Raw genomic sequence first — 17133 nt, 5'->3', positions numbered from 1 at the left:
GTCGTATAACGGCAGGAGCGTCTTATTCGTCAAAGACGTATTTGCCCGGTGCCGCATAAAGTGGTGGGAAGGCCTCGTTGCCGCAAGCTTTTGGCGCAGTCTTGAGTGCGCCGGAGCGCTCCTTCAGCCATGCGCCCCAGAGCGGCCACCATGAGCCTGCATGTTCCTCAGCCGTCGCAGCCCACTCGTCAGACGTGGGCTTGATCTCGGTATTACGGAAATACTTGGCTTTTGGATTTCCGGGCGGGTTGATCAGGGACTGTAGGTGTCCGCTTGAGGACAGGACGAACTCAACATTTTCCGATCCCAACAGACCAGGCGTCCGGTAACAGGCTTTCCATGGCGTGATGTGGTCAGTGAGACCGGCCACGACGAACGCATCGCATTTGACCTTGGACAGGTCAGCCTTGTGACCTGCAACATCGATTTCACCTGGGTGATCGAAGGGCTGCGTCAAGCCAAGATCCAGATAGTCCGAATGGAGCTGGGCGGGCAGATTGGTTGTGTCATTGTTCCAGAAGAGCACGTCATAGGGCGGTGGATCCTCGCCCATCAGGTAATTGTTGACGACATAATTCCAGATGAGGTCGTTCGGGCGCATCCACGCAAACATGCGGGCCAGATCCTCGCCCTTCAGGATGCCTTTGCGCCTGGAATACTTGCGGGCAATCTCGAGGCTGCCATCGGAGACGATCTGGCCAAGGTCGCTGTCGTCCCTCTGGGGGTTAAGGACACAGACCATGAAGGTGAGCGCATTGATACGCTTGTCGTCTGCCGCGGCGAGCAGGCTTGCGAAGGTCGCCGTCGTAATCCCGCCGGAGCAGGCACCGCCGACATTGATCTTGGGCGACTTCGTGATCTTCCGGATGACTTCGCTCGCCTGAATGAGACTGTCGACATAGTCCGACAGGCCCCAATGGGCGTGCTTCTTTGTCGGGTTCCGCCACGAAACGATAAATGGCTGCAGGTCCATCGACAGCAGGAACTGCACGATGGATGTCATGGGAGTCAGGTCATTCGCGTAGAACTTGTTGATCTGCGGCGGAATGATGAGGATGGGAGTTTTGTGAACCTTCTCTGTGGTCGGAGCGTACTGGATCAGTTCCAGCATCTCGTTCTTCCAGACGATGGACCCCTTTGATGTTGCGAGGTTCTCGCCAACCTTGAACGGACGCTTGTCGACCTGGGACGGCATACCTCCATTCTTCGTCAGGTCTGTGTAGAGATGCTGCATACCCTTGAGCAGGGAAAGGCCACCGGAATCGACGACACGCTTCGTAGCGGCCGGATTGCCCAAGAGCGTGTTCGTAGGGGCCAGCGCATCTGTGATCATGCCCATGACGAACTTGGCGCGCGCATGCTCAAGCTCAGTCATCTTGAGTTCGCCGACCCAGTCATTGAGATGTTCCTGGGTTGCCAGATAGGCCTGCATCCCGCGCTTGTAGAACGGGTTATGCTCCCACGCTGCGTCCTGAAAGCGCCGGTCCTTCCGGTCTGACTTACGGTCCGATTTGCCCATCAGGATTTTGGCGTTCTCGGCGGTGATCTTGCCGGCGGTCTTGGCCGTGGTGACGGGGTTGGTCATCGTGGACCGGAGCATCATGGCAACGGCGCCAAGCAATTCCTGCCGGTTGAAGCCGCCTGTAAGCGGGTTAAGCGCGGTCGTGCTCTCCGCAGCATTCCGGGCAATTTCTTCCTGTGGTGTCGGCATTGGCTTGTCTCCCCGTGTGCGCCGGTCTTCCGCAGACACGAGGATCTACGGCGCCAGCTTAATTTGTTTCTCTTGCGATTGTGCAAAGATAGACTTGTAAAGTTTGAAAGAAAATTCGTTCCATAGTGATAATTGCGTGTCAAACTCCAAGTTGGACCATGAAAACACGCGACCGTATCCTTCAAGTCAGCCTCCTGCTCTTCAACGAGGAAGGAGAAGCGCCGCAAACGGCCGTCGATATTTCAAATGCACTCGATATAAGCCCCGGGAATCTTTACTATCATTTCAAGGGTAAGGACGCGATTATCCGCGCCCTGTTCGGCGCTTTTGAGGACGAGATGCGCGTCATACTTCGCGGCTCAAAAGGCGGGGTCAACTCGATTGAGGACAATTGGGTCTATCTCTACATCATCCTCGAAGAGATTTACGATTTCCGGTTCTTCTATCGCGACCTTGGTGTCCTACTCGAGCGCTACCCCGATCTAGCCGTTCGTTTCCGGGCGTTGGTTAGCGAGAAACGTCAGACTATTACGCGCGTCCTGGAAGACCTGACAGAAAGCGATGTTCTTCGGCTGGACCCACGCCTCAAGACGGCGCTTACCGACCAGATCATGATGACCGTGACGTTCTGGCTGGCAAATGACAGCATAGGCACAACACACCATGACGGCCCGGCCCTGATCCACAAAACCGTGTTCCAGGTCATGTGCCTCATTGTGCCCTATATGGGAGAGGCCGGCTTTGGCGCCCTAACGCATATGATCGAGCATTATGAAGCGGTGATGGACTGATTTGAAGGGCGACCTCATTCTGAGACCGCCCTCCAGTATCGTCATCCCTACTTCTTCAGGGCTTTTGCCTGCTTCACCCAGTTGTCCCGGGTAATGCGGCCACGCGCACTGATCTTTTCATCCAGTGCAGCGACTTCAGCTTTCGTAAGCGCAGCAATCTGGGCGAAGGATGTGATGCCTTCCTTGGCCAGCTTCTTAAGAAGCGCCGGACCGACGCCCGTGATTTTCGACAAGTCGTCTGAACCGATTGCTTTGTCTTTGGCCTTTGGCGCAGCAGCCTTCGGCTCAGCCGGCTTCGTGGCCACAGCCTCTTTGACAGCAGCAGAAGTCTTCTTGGCGGCTTTCTTTGCTGTCTTGGCGACTTCGGCACCCGTCTCGCCGGCAACGGCTTCGATCTCGGCCGTCAGACGTGCAAGACGTGCTTTGAGGTTCACATCACCAGCAGCCGACTTGGCTTTGGAGGTCAGGTCGGACACTTCGTCTTCCAGCTTGTCCAGCTTCTTGTGAATCTTTTCGCCCTTGGTGCCGAGACCTTTGACGCCAAGGAGATCGCGCATGCGGTCCATACGGGCTTCAAACTGATCGCGCGCCTGCACCTGAAATTCACGGGCAGTTGCAGCAGCCTTGGCCATTTGCTGACCAGCCTTGAGCACACGCTCATCACCGCTGAGACGGGCACGCACGTCGCTCTCGATTTCCGTACCGCGCTTGACGAGGTCTTCGAAAACCTCAGCCGATTGCGTGTTCAGGACATTCGCACCAGCCAGTGCGCTGTCATAGGCTTTGCCATAGGCGCCAACGCCCGCAAGCCAGATCTTGTGCGCCATGTCGGTGGAGTTTGCCTCGATGTTCTTGCCGATCTTTTCGGCTTTCGTGCGCGACTTGGATTTCTCTTTGGATTTCGACTTTGCCATTGCTTGGCTCCTTCGGGTTATCTGATGGGACCAGAAATAAGGAAGAAGTCTAGAAAGCGCATACTAATCGCTACCGGGGTTGAAACCCGCCGGTGAATAGCGTGTATCTGACCTTAGAAACCACAAGAGGAACACGGATATGAGCGCAGTTGATTACAGCATTGATGGCAAACCCTATGAGGGCTTCTTTCTGAAACCAGCAGGCAAGTCGAATGTCCCGGTCGTTGTTATCGCGCACGCCTGGGCCGGCCTTGCGGAGAATGAGCGCCAGAAGGCGCAGCTTGTTGTCGACAAGCTAGGCTATGCTGCCTTTGCCATGGATGTTTACGGCAAGGGCAAGCGCGGCACGACGGTTGAGGAAAACCAGGCGCTGATGAACCCGCTCGCGGGCAATCGCGCCGAGCTGCAAAAGCGGCTCGCGGCCGGGCTAGCCGTTGCGAAGCAGCAGGAAGGGGTCGATGCCAACAAGGCTGCCGCCATCGGTTACTGTTTTGGCGGCCTCTCCGTTCTGGACATGGCGCGGGCCGGTATGGACGTACTTGGCGTATGTTCCTTCCATGGCCTGCTCGGCGCGCCGGAGAACATCTCTTCACCGAAGATTTCCGCCAAAGTACTGATCGAGCACGGCTGGCAGGACCCAATGGCGAAGCCGGATGATGTGCTCGCCATCGCGAAGGAGATGACCGAAGCGGGCGCCGACTGGCAGCTGCACGCGCATGGCAATTCCATGCACGCCTTCACTACCGAGGGTGCGAACAATGCCGAGATGGGCACGGTCTACAATGCCGACGCCGACCGGCGCAGCTTTGCGCACCTGAAAGATTTCCTGGCTGAACTCTTCTAGTCGCCGCGAAGGGCATAGCCGGCAGAGCGGACGGTGCGGATAGGATCCTCGCCGCCGCCCTGACGGAGCGCCTTACGCAGGCGCCCGACATGTACGTCGACCGTGCGCGCCTCAACATAGACGTCAGAGCCCCAGACAGTATCAAGCAGCTGTTCGCGGGAGAAGACCCGACCGGGATGCTGCATGAAATAATCCAGCAGGCGGAATTCCGTCGGACCGAGATGAATCTCGCCTTCGTTACGCATCACACGGTGAGCGACGCGATCAATGATGATGTCGCCGACAGTGATCTTGTCTTCCTTGAGGCCCGGACGGATGCGGCGCAGGACGGCCCGCACGCGCGCCATCAGCTCGGTCGTCGAGAAGGGCTTGGTGACATAATCATCCGCGCCCGTATCAAGCCCGCGGATACGGTCACTCTCTTCGCCGCGCGCGGTCAGCATGATGATGGGCATATTCGGATTGGCGCCGCCATTGCGAATTCGCCGACACACTTCAATGCCGCTGACCTTGGGCAGCATCCAGTCAAGCAGGATCAGGTCCGGCGCGCGTTCGTCGATCATCATGAGCGCCTCTTCCCCGTCCGCGGCGACGGCGACGTCATAATCCTCTTTCTTGAGGTTATAGAGCAGGAGTTCAGAGACGGCGCTCTCGTCTTCTGCGATGAGCACAAAGGGTTTCATGTTGTCGTCCTCGTTAGCGGCATCAGCCGTCTATCTGGGGTGTTTTGGGTCTGTCCGTTGACAGAAGATATTCTCCTGTCGCCTGGAAATATACAAACTCGGCGATATTGGTGCAGTGGTCTCCGATGCGCTCAAGGTTCTTTGCCATGAACAGCATATGCGCCCCTGCCCCGATCGTGCGTGGGTCTTCAATCATGTAGGTCAGCATTTCCCGGAACAGGGAATTGTAGTGCTGGTCGATATCATCGTCGCCTTCCCAGACTGCCTTGGCGGCTGAGGCATTGCCGGTGGCATAGGCGTCCAGCACCATGTTCAGCTGGCGCGATACGGGGCTTGCCATGCGGTAGATTCCCTTGCGCATGGAAGGTCCGACATTCTCATCAAGCCGCTGGGCGCGTTTGGCGATGTTCTTGGAAAGATCGCCGACGCGTTCCAGTTCGCCGACAACCTTGAGGGCCGAGAACACGGCTCTCAGATCGTGCGCCATGGGCTGGCGACGGGCGATAAGGCTGACGATCTGCCGCTCGACATCCGCCTCCAATTTGTCGACCTGCGGGTCACGCGCGACCACTTCACGGGCAAGCTCGACGTCATTCTTGTTCACGGAGGAGCAGGCATCGAGGATCATTGTCTCGACGATGCCGCCCATGCGCAGGATGTCTGCAGCCAGCTTGTCGAGTTCGTCCGTGAATGCGGAAACAATGTGATCAGACATGATTCAAATCCTAACCGAACCTACCGGTGATATAATCCTCGGTGCGGCGTTCGCGAGGATTGGTGAAAATCTGGTCCGTCTCACCCATTTCGACGAGTTCACCGAGATGGAAGAACGCAGTGCGCTGGGAGACGCGCGCCGCCTGCTGCATGGAGTGCGTGACGATGACGATGCAGTAGCGCTTGCGCAGCTCGTCGATCAGTTCCTCGATACGTGCCGTGGCGACCGGATCCAGCGCAGAGCAAGGCTCATCCATCAGGATGACTTCAGGGCGCACAGCGATGGCGCGGGCGATACACAGGCGCTGCTGCTGTCCACCGGAGAGACTATTGCCTGGGGAAGAGAGACGGTCTTTGACTTCTTCCCAGAGACCGGCGCGCCGAAGGCTTTTCTCGACCATTTCGTCCAGGTCTTCGCGTGTTTCGGCGAGGCCATGAATACGCGGGCCATAAGCGATGTTGTCGAAAATCGACTTTGGAAATGGGTTGGGCTTCTGGAACACCATGCCGACGCGCGAGCGTAGCAGAACCGGGTCGATATCCGGGTCGTTGATGTTTTCGCCATCCATGATGATCTCGCCGGTCACCTTGCAGGACTCGATCGTGTCATTCATGCGGTTCAGGCAACGCAGGAAGGTGGACTTGCCACAACCCGACGGCCCGATCAAAGCGGTCACGGAACGGTCTGGAATGGGTAGCGAAATATCGAAGATGGCCTGCTTGTCGCCATAGGACACATTGATATTCTTGCACTCTATCCGTGGATAAGTGAGGCCCCGTGTCTCGTCCATGCTGGTCCCTGCCGTCAGTGTTTCGCGGCTTTCAGTGATTGTGGTTTCCATTACCATCTCCGCTCGAACCGGCGTCGCAGGAATACGACAATACCATTCATCGTGATTAGGAACATGAGGAGGATGACGATCACCGCTGCCGTCATCGGCTCCCAGGCGCGCTCTGCATGCGTTGCCCAACTATACACCAGAACAGGCAAAGCCGTCGATTCATCCGTCGGGCCGGTTGGCACATCTGCCACGAACGCCACCATGCCGATCAGCAGCAAGGGCGCCGTCTCACCCAGCGCACGCGCCATGCCAAGAATGGCGCCGGTGAAGATGCCGGGCCCCGCTACGGGCAACACGTGATGGAAAACCGATTGCATCTTGGAGGCCCCTACCCCCAAAGCAGCCGCGCGAATGGATGGCGGCACCGATTTGAGCGCAGCGCGCGAAGCGATGATGATTGTTGGCAGAGTCAGAAGCGCAAGCACGAGGCCGCCAACGAGAGGCGCTGACCGTGGCAGGCCGAAGAAGCCAAGGAACACGGCTGCACCCAGCAAGCCAAAGACGATCGATGGCACGGCCGCCAGATTGTTGATGTTGACCTCAATGATTTCGGTGAGCCGGTTACGCGGTGCAAATTCTTCAAGATAGACCGAGGCGAAAATGCCTACTGGAATGGCGATGAAAGCCGTGACGAGCATTGTCAGCAGTGAGCCCACAATGGCGGCCAGCGCACCCGCCAGTTCCGGATAAGTACTGTCTGTGTGGGTAAGGAGGCTGAAGTGGGGAACGCGCGAAATGCGTCCCATATCCTTCAGGGCCAGCGTCCAGGCAATCTGGTCGTCGGACACATTGCGCTGGGATTCAGGCAAGGCAATGACGCGCGCCAGAGGACGAGCGGCGTTGAAATCAGAAGCGCTTCCCGTCAGCAGATCCATCTCCAAAGCGTCAGCGCTCATGCTGACAACGCGGCCTGTCGACTTGCCTGCCGTGACGAGAATAGAACGGGCATCAACCGCATCGCCCACTTCGGCGCGCTGCGCAGCGATAAGCGATTGCAGGCCTTTGAAAGCGTTTGCGCCCGAAAGCGTTACACGCCCCGGCGTCGTCTCAATCCCCTGCTCGACAGCGCCCAGTTTGAGGCGCGCTTCAGGCGATACCGCCCCTTTCAGATAAAGGTCCAGATCGTCATTGAGCGGCACCTTGATGGTCATCTCCTGACCGATTTGTGTCGGGTTCGCCGCAACGGACTTCGCTACCGGCAAGACGGCTAATCGCGTCAAGAGATCGCCAAGCTGGCGCGTCTCAAGCCGGTTGCCCTGCACATCAGGAAATGTCTGCAACAGGTTGTCCCGCAGCAAATCGTAAAAACCATCGATATTGCGGGCCACATCCGCCGGTTTGTCTTTCCCGGGGGGCGCGATCACAGCCGGATCAAGCACCACGTCATAGCGAACAATATGATAGGTCGCCGCCGACATCGCTTGGGACAGGATCGATATGATCAGCAGCGATAGAGCCGCCAGCGCGAACGCAATCGCGGACATCCCATAGAATTTGAAACGCATGTCGGCTGCCCGACGCTTCTTCAGGCGTTTCAACGCCTTTTCGTTCCGGAAAGGGGCTGGCGCGGCGTCAGTCATATTTTTCACGATACTTCTGAACGACCCGAAGGGCGATGAGGTTGAAGAAGAGGGTAATGACAAACAGGACAAGCCCCAGCGCGAAGGCTGACAGCGTCTTCGGGCTATCGAATTCTGTTTCCCCGGTCAGCAGGGCAACGATCTGAACGGTAATCGTCGTCAGGTCAGCCGTCGGGTCGGGCGAGATGCGCGCGCGCTGTCCCGCCGCCATCACCACGATCATCGTCTCACCGATCGCGCGGGAGACAGCCAGCAGCAGCGACGCAATGATGCCCGGCAAGGCCGCCGGCAGGACCACATGTTTGACGGTCTCGGACTTCGTCGCGCCCATGGCGTAGGCGGCATCGCGCAGCGTTTGCGGAACAGCATTGATCACATCGTCGGAGAGGGACGAGACAAAGGGGATGACCATGATGCCCATGACGAGCCCGGCCGCCAGCGCGCTGGTTGGCTGGGCCGCCAGAAGCGGCTCTGCCGTGATGCCCGCAGACATCAGGGTCATGTTGATCCAGACAGCGACCGCCCGGATCGCTGGCGCGACCACAAGCAAAGCGAAGAAGCCATAAACGACCGTCGGGATACCGGCGAGCACCTCAAGGACCGGCTTCACCCAGGCCCGCACGGTTGGCCCGGCATATTCGGAAAGGTAGATCGCCGCAAACAGACCGACAGGCGCTGCGATGAGCATGGCGATCAGCGCGATCATGAACGTGCCATAGAACAGAGGGAGTGCGCCAAACTCCGCGCTTGTCTGCGCGTTCCAGCGCGTACCGAACAGGAAATCCCAGAAGGGGATCTCCGAGAAGAACCGCAGGCTTTCGTAAAGCAGTGACGCGACAATGCCGACAGTTGTCGCGATTGCGATGCCGGCACACAGGAACAGGAAGAGCTCTATGCCCCCCTCGACCCGATTGCGGGCTCGGAAGCTAGGAGCCACCTTGCGACGCGCCAGGAAAAAGCCGCACGCTGCGCTGATCAGGGCCAGCCCGATGGCTGAAGCCTTCACCATGCCCTGCAGTTCAAGAAATCGATTGGCGATGGCTGAGAACACGCGGTCTGCGCCGCCATAGCCGTGGTCAAATGCGGCGCGCGCGATTGAGTCCAGGTAAACGTCCAACTCGACAGACGGCATGCTCTGGAAATTGGCTGGCAACTCCCCGGCAAGCAGCGACCGGACTATGCCCTCGCCCAGCATTGCGTAGGCCAGCGCCACGACAAGTGCCGGGACAAAGGTCCACATGGCAACATAGTAGCCGTGATAATTGGGTCGGGAATGGACCCGCACAGATCCTGTGGCACCGCTGAATCGTTCGGCCTGGACCCGGCCAACGAAAAAGCCGCCCGATGCCAGCATCGCGAGCAATGCCAGCAAAAGCCATCCCATGGGCAAGTGACCGAGCTGCTGAATCATCCAGTTCGAATTCCCCGTTAATGTGGCTTCCCTTAATGCTGCTCCGCGACAGTTATGTGACAATTGTGACAGGCATGACAGATGACCGCACATGTCTTGCACCAAAGGGCCTGATCGGCCACATCTTGGGACATGAAACAGCGCAATGAATCTGAAGCGATCTGGCACGGGACAACGATCCTCGCCGTTCGAAAATCCGGTAAGCTCGCCATGCTGAGCGACGGACAAGTCTCAATGGGTCAAACCATTATGAAGGGAAATGCACGTAAAGTGCGACGCATTGCAGGCGGCGAGATTCTCGCTGGCTTTGCGGGCGCGACAGCAGACGCCTTCACACTTTTCGAGCGGCTTGAAGCCAAGCTGGAACGGCACCCGGGCCAACTCCAGAGAGCCGCCGTTGAGTTGGCTAAGGACTGGCGAACTGAAAAATACCTACAAAAACTTGAAGCCCTGCTGATCGTGGCTGACAAGGAGGTCACGCTCGTGATCACCGGCGCGGGTGATGTGCTTGAGCCTGAGCACAATGTGGTCTCCGTTGGGTCAGGCGGCAATTATGCGCTAGCTGCCGCGCGGGGCCTCTATGATTATGAAGAGGATGCGGAAGTCATCGGTCGCAAGGCGATGCAGATTGCCGCTGATATTTGCGTCTACACTAACGCCAACTTCACGCTCGAAACGCTCGACCTTTAATCGCCTCCCCTTCTGGTCTGATGCAGACCTGATGGCAAAGCAGTTCCGGAATATCTGAATGCAAAACCTGACACCCCGTGAGATCGTTGCCGAGCTTGACCGGCACATTGTTGGCCAGACTGGCGCAAAGCGCGCCGTGGCGATTGCCCTGCGCAACCGCTGGCGCCGCAAGCAGGCGCCTGAAGCGCTTCGCAACGAGATTACACCCAAAAACATCCTGATGATCGGCCCCACAGGCGTGGGCAAGACTGAAGTTTCCCGCCGCCTGGCCAAGCTCGCCAATGCGCCATTCCTGAAGGTGGAAGCGACCAAGTTCACTGAAGTCGGTTATGTCGGACGAGATGTCGAACAGATCATTCGCGACCTGGTCGAAGCTGCCATCGGCATGATTCGAGAGCAGAAACGGGCTGGCGTGGCGCAGCAGGCCAAGGATGCGGCGGAAGAACGCCTTCTGGACGCCCTTGTGGGCGCTGAGTCTCAAGCGTCCACACGCGAAGCCTTTCGGCGCAAATTGCGCGCAGGCGAACTCGACGACAAGCCGGTGGATATCGACTTCACCGACTCAGGCAATGCCATGCAGATGCTCGATATTCCGGGGCAAGGCGGCTCGATGGGCATGATCAACCTGTCCGACATGCTCGGTAAGGCCATGGGCGGCGGGCGCACCAAGCGCGTTCGCACGACCGTGAAAGAGGCCCACCGCCCTCTCCTGGATGAAGAAGCAGACCGCTTGCTCGACGAGGATGCCATCATCCGCGAGGCCGTGAAGGCCGTTGAAGAAGATGGCATCGTTTTCCTCGACGAAATTGACAAGGTGGCCGCACGCAAGGACCGGGGCGGCGCCGATGTCAGCCGGGAAGGTGTGCAACGCGACCTGCTGCCGCTGATCGAAGGCACAACCGTTTCCACCAAACGCGGCGCGGTCAAGACAGATCATATCCTGTTCATCGCGTCTGGCGCGTTCCATGTCTCAAAGCCATCAGACCTGCTGCCGGAATTACAGGGCCGTCTGCCGATCCGCGTCGAACTCGAGCCTTTGTCACGTGACGACCTGAGGCGTATCCTTGTGGAACCGGAGGCGAGCCTTGTGCGCCAGTATGAGGCGCTCATGGCAGCGGAGAATGTAACACTGATCTTCGAGGATGCGGCCATCGACCGGCTCGCAGACCTCGCGGAAGCGGTGAACAACTCGGTGGAGAATATCGGCGCCCGGCGCCTGCAGACCGTGCTGGAACGGCTTCTTGATGAGATCAGCTTCGACGCACCTGACAAGTCTGGCGAAACCATCACGATTACGGCGGACTATGTGAACGAACGCGTGGCGAGCCTTGCCGGCAACGCGGACCTCTCCAAGTTCATTCTCTAATAGAGGCGATTAGCTCGCGCTGGCCCGTCGCACCGGCAAATGCTTCTTGCCCCAATCTCGCAGGGTCATGAGCGCTGGGGCGAGTTCCTGGCCCTTCTCTGTGAGAACGTAGTCATAACGCTTGGGCGCTTCTGAATACGGGTTTCGGACCAGAATACCTGCTTCGACAAGGCGCTTGAGCCGGTCAGCGAGTATGTGCCGCGTCATCCCGCTTGATTCCGCAAATTGCTCGAACCGCGAGAGGCCGAGGAGGCAGTCCCTCAAAATGAGAAGCGTCCAGCGGTCACCCAGCACGGACAGCGTCCGCGCGACCGGGCACCAGTTATCCGAGAGCTCTGACCATTTCATACGGGATCCCCTGCGCCGATTCCCAGCAAGTTCTGAAACAGCACTATGGGGCGATTCGTTCTTGTTGGGCTTACGGCGTCACGGTATCTGGTCGCGTTCTAAAGCTTGATACCTGCCGCTTCAGCGAGACCCGCAAGCGAGACTTCTGGTCTAGGGCCAAAATGGCTAATGACTTCTGCCGCAGCGATATGGCCAAGCCGTGCGCAGGTCGCCAGCGGCAAGCCGCGCGCGTAGCCAAAAAGGAAGCCAGCGGCGTACTGATCGCCGGCACCTGTTGTGTCGACCACTTTTGCCACCGGCTCAGCCGCAACCGTCAGAGGCTCGCCGCCACCGATCACAACGGAGCCTTTTTCGCTCCGCGTCACGGCGGCGATCGCCGTATCAGCCTGAAGGCGCGCAATGGCTTCGTCAAAGTCACGTGTCTGGTAGAGCGATAGAAGCTCTTCCTCGTTGGCGAAGAGAATGTCGACATGGCCCTGAACCAGATGCAGGAAGCTCTCCCGGTGACGGTCGACGCAAAAGCTGTCCGAAAGCGTCAGGGCAACGAGTCGGCCTGCGGACTTGGCAATTTCAGACGCGTGGATGAAGGCGGCCTTGGCGTCGTCCTTATCGAACAGATAGCCTTCGAGGTAGAGTATGCGACCTTCGCGCACGACCTTTTCGTCGACATCCTCTTTGGAGAAGAGAACGGAAGCGCCAAGAAATGTGTTCATGCTGCGCGCGCCGTCGTCGGTGACGAAGATGATACACCGAGCCGTTGCAGGCCCGTCCTCGAGCGGATGGGTCGCGAAAGGCACGCCTGTTTTGGTCATTTCTTCCCGAAACTGGCGGCCGAGATCATCATTGGCTGTCTTGCCTATATAAGCAGCGCTGCCGCCGAAGCTCGATACGCCCGCTATGGTGTTTGCACCACTTCCGCCTGACGTGATGATCGGGTTCTTCGCCTCTGCCGTAAGTTCCTCTGCGCGAGGCTCCTCGATCAGCGTCATGGCATCTTTCTGGATGTCCCATGATTTCAGGAACGCATCATCCGCGCTGGAAAGAACATCAACGATCGCATTGCCGAGGCCGACAACATCATAACGGGTGGAAGTCATATTTTCTTAGCCTTGAAAACCAAGCCCGCCGATTGCCAGACATGGGCGCTGGACGCAACTGCGCGCCATGCTAAACCGCTCGCCATGAAAATCGCTTACATTGCCTCCCGAGTCACGCTGCCAGGTTCACCCGTTCGTCGTAGTGATGCTTTCGAGCATGACTATATGATGCGTTCACTCGTGCCGGCTTTTGCCGAAAAGGGCATGAGCGTTATCGATGTCGCCTGGGATGATCCAGACGCGGATTGGGGATCGTTTAGCGCCGCCATCATCGGCACGACCTGGGATTATTGGGACCGGATCGATGAGTTTCTCAATACCCTGGAGGCCATTGGCAAGCACACGCGCCTATTCAACTCCGCAGACATGGTGCGCTGGAACAGCCGCAAGACGTACCTGAAAGACCTTGAAGCGAAAGGCGCAAACCTGATCCCGACCCTCTGGCTGGACAAGGTGACGTCGGATACTGCGTCTGGGGCATTCGACGTGCTTGGCAGTGACGACCTCGTCTTCAAGCGCCAGATTGGCGCCGGCGCCCGGGACCAGTTCCGCCTCAAGCGCGGAGAGACGATTCCCGCAGTTGCGCACCCGATGATGGTCCAGCCCTTCCTGAACATGATCCAGACTGAAGGCGAGATCAGCTTCATCTTTATTGACGGCCAGTTCAGTCATGCCCTGATCAAGCGTGCCGCAGACGGCGACTACAGGATCCAATCCGAATATGGCGGGCAGGAAGAACCGATTGTCCCGTCCTCACGGGACCTGGCCTCCGCGCAGGCTATAATTGGCACACTTGACCAAACGCCCCTCTACGGCCGCGTCGACATGCTGCGCGCGGAAGATGGCCAACTCCTTCTAATGGAGCTGGAACTGATCGAGCCCTATCTCTATCCCATCGAAGGGCCCGAGCTTGGCAAGCGAATGGCGGCAGCGATCGCACGGCAAATCAGGATCGAGGCCTAAAGCCCTTCGCTGAAATTCCGAGCGCATACTTTACGCTATATTTCCTCGGGTGCGGCCCTACTTCCCGAAGCCATACACGAGCGCAACTTTCAGCGCGGTGTCAGTGTCCTCGAAACCGTCAGCCGGGTTGGTGTCGTAGCGGACATTGAAGGACATGCGCGCGGAGAAGGATTTTGAAACGGAAGCCGTCAGCGCAATGCTATTTTCAATCTGCGTGGATGTTTCCCCGTACAGCACGTCCGTCTCGTTCGCGAGTTTGACATTATCGTTGAATTGATAGCCAAATTCAGAGCGCGCCACCGCACCGATAGACGTCACGGTTTCCGCTGGCGTGACGATCACCACGCCATCTGAATTCGTCACGACAGTGCGTTTCACTTCGTCAATCTTGACACCCGGGCCGCCGCGAACGGTCCAGCTTGCCTTCTCACCATTGAGGATATGATAGCCTAGGCCGCCACCCACGAAGGTACGGCTATCGAATCCTGTGAACTGATCGACCTCATAAGAGGTCCGACCAAAGCTGAAGAGTTTTTCGTTCAGAAGGCGATCAACATCACCCGAGAAGAAGTAGCGGTTCCGGCTTTCGATGCCATCCTGTTCGCCATATTCGCCGTCCGCGACCAGTTCGACTCTCCAAAGACCCGCCGTGCGCGCGACATCAACGCCGAGGCCCAGATCAGTCGTTTCAGTGTTGCCGGTCGTGTAACCCGCATTTAAGGCCGCTTCGCCGCTCCAGCCATCCTTTTCCTGAGCGTAAGCCGGCGCAACGGCCACAAGAGCAGCGCCGACAGATGCAAGGATGAATGATGACTGGTTCAGTGGACGCATTGCGAAGACTCCTGGATTTATCGGATAAGTTCTGGTGGCAAATTCAGACCATCGACTCACGGAACCATGGCCACTTGATGGCGCGTATACCTTGAGAATAATCTGCGACAAGCCTGCCTAAACAGGTGGCGTTTAATGACGCGGACCGAGACGAGAGACAGTCGCAGGGTCCGGCGTTTTGGGCTTGTGACGGCACAGATCTGCAATGGCGCAGTGCCAGCATTCCGGCGTCTGCGCCTTGCAGACGTAACGGCCATGCAGAATCAGCCAGTGATGGGCACCATGCTTGTATTCGGTCGGCGTCGCGCGCTCGAGCCCCGCCTCGACCTGCTCAGGCGTCTTGCCTGGCGCCAAGCCTGTCCGATTGGCCACCCGAAACACATGGGTATCCACGGCAATCGTCGGTACGCCAAAAGCCTCGTTCAGCACTACATTGGCTGTCTTGCGGCCGACGCCCGGCAGGCGCTCAAGCTCATCTCGCGTTTCCGGCACAACGCCGCCGAATTCGTCCAGGAGCATCTGGCTCAGTGCGATGACGTTCTTGGCCTTGTTGCGCCAAAGCCCGATGGTGCGGATGTATCCAGCCACCCCCTCTTCGCCCAGCGCCAGCATCTTTTCAGGCGTGTCTGCGACAGCAAAGAGTTTGGCGGTGGCCTTGTTCACCCCGACATCGGTCGCTTGCGCAGACAGGGCGACCGCGACAACCAGCGTATAGGGGCTCGTGAAGTCCAGTTCGGTGCGGGGTTCCGGTCTGTCTTCAGCGAGCGCCTTATATAGCGCATGCGCTTTTTCCGGACCGAATGTTCTTGGAGCCCGCTTTTTCCGGGTCTTCGGCTTGGAGGGTGCGTCATTTGGCATGCAGGACTGTCTAAGTCGCACTTTGCAGCATGCAAGGGCGTGCTAGATATTCCTGCATGAGCGAAATTGACGAAGTCGTTTATCTGGATGCGCTGCTGACCCCGAACAGGTCGCTGAGCCCGCGTGGCTTTGCCATCATCATGAGTGTCGTCGGCGTCGCGAGTTTTATCAGCGGAATGGCGTTTCTCTCCATGGGCGCGTTCCCTGTCGTGGGATTCTTCGGCCTGGATGCTCTGGCGATCTACCTGGCCTTTCGCTGGTCCTTCCGTCGTCAGCGGGAAGAAACTCGCATCACCATCACCGGGAAGTCGGTGCATCTCTTCCATCGCAAGGCGGATGGCTCCGAGCGACGTGTGGAACTTCCCTCGGCCTTCGCCCGGGTCGAACTCGATGAGCCCGTCGAATCGACCAGTTGGCTGCGAATCGAGCACGGACGGACAGCATATGTCATTGGACGTTTCCTGACACTTCCGGAGCGCAAATCACTTTTGACGGCCATCCGGGCGGCCCTGATCAGCGCCCGTAGCGAACGGTATCTGGCCTGAATTCGGGTTACCAAAAATAAATGACGCCTGCGTCATGGTTTTTTTATCCGGGCTATGTTAAATTCTTCCAGACATCAAAACTGGCATCCGGTTGAAGGATGCTCCGGAGGAAAAGAAATGGCTGCAGATACTGCACAGAGCATTGATCATCCCGCGCTGAAGCGCCCTAAAGTTTCGGACCGTGAACCCTTGCATCCCGGCTATCTCCGCGTTGGCGAAGAGGTGCCGCCTGCGTCCAGCGTCGACATCAAAACCGTCGACATTGTTGATCCGGAGATCTGGCGTCAGGGCAAATATTGGGAGCTGCTTGAGCGCCTTCGCAACGAAGACCCCATCCATTTCACCCCGGACAGCTTCGTTGGGCCCTACTGGTCCATCACACGCTATGAAGACATCATGGCCATCGACACGGACCACAAGCGCTTCTCGTCGAGCTGGGAGCACGGTGGCATCACACTCGGCGAGCCGCTTGAAGATTTCGAGATGCCGATGTTCATCGCGATGGATGAGCCGCGCCACTCCGAACAGCGCAAGACAGTCCAGCCGGCCGTCGCGCCGAACATGCTCAAGGAATACGAATCCCTGATCCGTTCGCGGACACAGGGCCTGCTGGACAGCCTGCCCGTCGGAGAACCTTTTGACTGGGTCGATACCGTCTCGGTCGAACTGACCACGATGATGCTGGCGACCCTGTTTGACTATCCTTACGAGCGTCGCCGCGACCTGACTCGCTGGTCTGACGTCGCGACGAACATGAACAATCCTGACATTTGCCCCGGTGGGGAAGAACAGTGGAAGCAGGAGATGATGACCTGCCTCACCACGTTTATGGGCCTGTTCCAGGAACGCGGCGCGATGGACGAAAAGAACGATCTCATCAGCTTGCTGGCGCATGGTGAGAAGACCCGCAACATGACGCCAATGGAGCTGCTGGGTAACGTCATC

18 protein-coding genes are annotated in these 17133 nt (G+C 58.1%); 7 read left to right on the top strand and 11 right to left on the bottom strand.

Going from position 1 to position 17133, the window contains the following annotated elements:
* Positions 1–22: 22 nt before the first annotated feature.
* Complete coding sequence (locus HOC_RS12335) at positions 23–1711, bottom strand: alpha/beta fold hydrolase (protein ID WP_035539042.1); 1689 nt, start codon at positions 1709–1711, stop codon at positions 23–25.
* A 158-nt stretch (positions 1712–1869) separates the two neighbouring features.
* Here HOC_RS12335 and HOC_RS12330 point away from each other — a divergent pair, with 158 nt between their 5' ends.
* Entirely contained in the window at positions 1870–2502 is a 633-nt protein-coding gene (locus HOC_RS12330; protein WP_051624828.1) for a TetR/AcrR family transcriptional regulator, read from the top strand.
* A 47-nt stretch (positions 2503–2549) separates the two neighbouring features.
* Here the strand turns inward: HOC_RS12330 and HOC_RS22585 are convergent, their stop codons facing one another.
* Positions 2550–3416 carry a phasin family protein gene (locus HOC_RS22585; RefSeq protein WP_051624827.1) on the bottom strand — a complete coding sequence of 289 codons (867 nt, stop codon included), beginning with the start codon at positions 3414–3416 and terminating at the stop codon, positions 2550–2552.
* Between the two features lie 139 nt (positions 3417–3555).
* On the opposite strand from HOC_RS22585, the gene HOC_RS12320 reads away from it, so the two are divergent.
* Positions 3556–4260, top strand: coding sequence for a dienelactone hydrolase family protein (locus tag HOC_RS12320; RefSeq protein ID WP_035539040.1), 705 nt, complete (start codon positions 3556–3558; stop codon positions 4258–4260).
* Here HOC_RS12320 and phoB read toward each other — a convergent pair.
* The 5 genes from phoB to pstC are packed head-to-tail and all read right to left on the bottom strand — an operon-like array spanning position 4257 to position 9490.
* Complete coding sequence (gene phoB, locus HOC_RS12315) at positions 4257–4943, bottom strand: phosphate regulon transcriptional regulator PhoB (protein WP_034743109.1); 687 nt, start codon at positions 4941–4943, stop codon at positions 4257–4259. The genes HOC_RS12320 and phoB overlap by 4 nt on opposite strands.
* A gap of 22 nt (positions 4944–4965) precedes the next feature.
* Entirely contained in the window at positions 4966–5658 is a 693-nt protein-coding gene (gene phoU / locus HOC_RS12310) for a phosphate signaling complex protein PhoU (protein ID WP_035539038.1), read from the bottom strand.
* A gap of 10 nt (positions 5659–5668) precedes the next feature.
* Positions 5669–6448, bottom strand: coding sequence for a phosphate ABC transporter ATP-binding protein PstB (gene pstB, locus HOC_RS12305; protein ID WP_035539153.1), 780 nt, complete (start codon positions 6446–6448; stop codon positions 5669–5671).
* Positions 6449–6498: 50 nt separating this feature from the next.
* The gene (gene pstA / locus HOC_RS12300; RefSeq protein WP_035539036.1) at positions 6499–8079 is read right to left on the bottom strand and encodes a phosphate ABC transporter permease PstA; all 1581 of its coding nucleotides are present in this window, start codon (positions 8077–8079) and stop codon (positions 6499–6501) included.
* Positions 8072–9490 (bottom strand): phosphate ABC transporter permease subunit PstC, encoded by a 1419-nt coding sequence (pstC, locus tag HOC_RS12295; RefSeq protein ID WP_084146292.1) that lies wholly within the window; start codon positions 9488–9490, stop codon positions 8072–8074. Before pstC ends, pstA begins: the two co-directional genes overlap by 8 nt.
* 132 nt (positions 9491–9622) lie before the next feature.
* Here pstC and hslV point away from each other — a divergent pair, with 132 nt between their 5' ends.
* Positions 9623–10180 carry an ATP-dependent protease subunit HslV gene (gene hslV, locus HOC_RS12290; RefSeq protein ID WP_035539034.1) on the top strand — a complete coding sequence of 186 codons (558 nt, stop codon included), beginning with the start codon at positions 9623–9625 and terminating at the stop codon, positions 10178–10180.
* A gap of 58 nt (positions 10181–10238) precedes the next feature.
* A complete protein-coding gene (gene hslU / locus HOC_RS12285; protein WP_035539032.1) occupies positions 10239–11546 on the top strand; it encodes an ATP-dependent protease ATPase subunit HslU in 1308 nt (435 codons plus the stop codon).
* Between the two features lie 9 nt (positions 11547–11555).
* On the opposite strand, the gene HOC_RS12280 is transcribed toward hslU, so the two are convergent.
* Positions 11556–11894 carry a winged helix-turn-helix transcriptional regulator gene (locus HOC_RS12280; protein ID WP_035539030.1) on the bottom strand — a complete coding sequence of 113 codons (339 nt, stop codon included), beginning with the start codon at positions 11892–11894 and terminating at the stop codon, positions 11556–11558.
* Between the two features lie 98 nt (positions 11895–11992).
* Positions 11993–12991 carry an adenosine kinase gene (locus HOC_RS12275; RefSeq protein WP_035539028.1) on the bottom strand — a complete coding sequence of 333 codons (999 nt, stop codon included), beginning with the start codon at positions 12989–12991 and terminating at the stop codon, positions 11993–11995.
* Positions 12992–13156: 165 nt separating this feature from the next.
* Between HOC_RS12275 and HOC_RS12270 the strand changes: the two genes are divergently transcribed.
* A complete protein-coding gene (locus HOC_RS12270) occupies positions 13157–13954 on the top strand; it encodes an ATP-grasp domain-containing protein (RefSeq protein WP_241767002.1) in 798 nt (265 codons plus the stop codon).
* A gap of 57 nt (positions 13955–14011) precedes the next feature.
* On the opposite strand, the gene HOC_RS12265 is transcribed toward HOC_RS12270, so the two are convergent.
* Positions 14012–14785, bottom strand: coding sequence for a DUF481 domain-containing protein (locus HOC_RS12265; protein ID WP_035539026.1), 774 nt, complete (start codon positions 14783–14785; stop codon positions 14012–14014).
* Between the two features lie 132 nt (positions 14786–14917).
* Positions 14918–15643, bottom strand: coding sequence for an endonuclease III (nth, locus tag HOC_RS12260; RefSeq protein ID WP_035539023.1), 726 nt, complete (start codon positions 15641–15643; stop codon positions 14918–14920).
* A 56-nt stretch (positions 15644–15699) separates the two neighbouring features.
* Between nth and HOC_RS12255 the strand changes: the two genes are divergently transcribed.
* On the top strand, positions 15700–16188 hold the full coding sequence (locus HOC_RS12255; RefSeq protein WP_051624826.1) for a DUF2244 domain-containing protein: 489 nt from the start codon (positions 15700–15702) through the stop codon (positions 16186–16188).
* A 117-nt stretch (positions 16189–16305) separates the two neighbouring features.
* Positions 16306–17133, top strand: an 828-nt coding sequence (locus HOC_RS12250; RefSeq protein ID WP_162174840.1) for a cytochrome P450 family protein, incomplete at its 3' end; no start/stop codon positions are given.

The sequence above is a fragment of the Hyphomonas oceanitis SCH89 genome (assembly GCF_000685295.1).
Classification (GTDB): Bacteria; Pseudomonadota; Alphaproteobacteria; order Caulobacterales; family Hyphomonadaceae; genus Hyphomonas; species Hyphomonas oceanitis.
Note: the sequence above shows the minus strand (reverse complement) of the source record. Positions and strands in the feature narration are given on the sequence as shown.

Bases quoted from the DNA above. Each gene is read 5' to 3' on its own strand.
- HOC_RS22585 (WP_051624827.1), bottom strand. From the start codon at position 3,416: ATGGCAAAGTCGAAATCCAAAGAGAAATCCAAGTCGCGCACGAAAGCC.
- HOC_RS12275 (WP_035539028.1), bottom strand. From the start codon at position 12,991: ATGACTTCCACCCGTTATGATGTTGTCGGCCTCGGCAATGCGATCGTT.
- pstA (WP_035539036.1), bottom strand. From the start codon at position 8,079: ATGACTGACGCCGCGCCAGCCCCTTTCCGGAACGAAAAGGCGTTGAAA.
- HOC_RS12320 (WP_035539040.1), top strand. From the start codon at position 3,556: ATGAGCGCAGTTGATTACAGCATTGATGGCAAACCCTATGAGGGCTTC.
- phoU (WP_035539038.1), bottom strand. From the start codon at position 5,658: ATGTCTGATCACATTGTTTCCGCATTCACGGACGAACTCGACAAGCTG.
- HOC_RS12265 (WP_035539026.1), bottom strand. From the start codon at position 14,785: ATGCGTCCACTGAACCAGTCATCATTCATCCTTGCATCTGTCGGCGCT.
- pstB (WP_035539153.1), bottom strand. From the start codon at position 6,448: ATGGACGAGACACGGGGCCTCACTTATCCACGGATAGAGTGCAAGAAT.
- hslU (WP_035539032.1), top strand. From the start codon at position 10,239: ATGCAAAACCTGACACCCCGTGAGATCGTTGCCGAGCTTGACCGGCAC.
- hslV (WP_035539034.1), top strand. From the start codon at position 9,623: ATGAAACAGCGCAATGAATCTGAAGCGATCTGGCACGGGACAACGATC.
- phoB (WP_034743109.1), bottom strand. From the start codon at position 4,943: ATGAAACCCTTTGTGCTCATCGCAGAAGACGAGAGCGCCGTCTCTGAA.
- pstC (WP_084146292.1), bottom strand. From the start codon at position 9,490: ATGATTCAGCAGCTCGGTCACTTGCCCATGGGATGGCTTTTGCTGGCA.
- HOC_RS12270 (WP_241767002.1), top strand. From the start codon at position 13,157: ATGATGCGTTCACTCGTGCCGGCTTTTGCCGAAAAGGGCATGAGCGTT.
- HOC_RS12330 (WP_051624828.1), top strand. From the start codon at position 1,870: ATGAAAACACGCGACCGTATCCTTCAAGTCAGCCTCCTGCTCTTCAAC.
- nth (WP_035539023.1), bottom strand. From the start codon at position 15,643: ATGCCAAATGACGCACCCTCCAAGCCGAAGACCCGGAAAAAGCGGGCT.
- HOC_RS12280 (WP_035539030.1), bottom strand. From the start codon at position 11,894: ATGAAATGGTCAGAGCTCTCGGATAACTGGTGCCCGGTCGCGCGGACG.
- HOC_RS12255 (WP_051624826.1), top strand. From the start codon at position 15,700: ATGAGCGAAATTGACGAAGTCGTTTATCTGGATGCGCTGCTGACCCCG.
- HOC_RS12335 (WP_035539042.1), bottom strand. From the start codon at position 1,711: ATGCCGACACCACAGGAAGAAATTGCCCGGAATGCTGCGGAGAGCACG.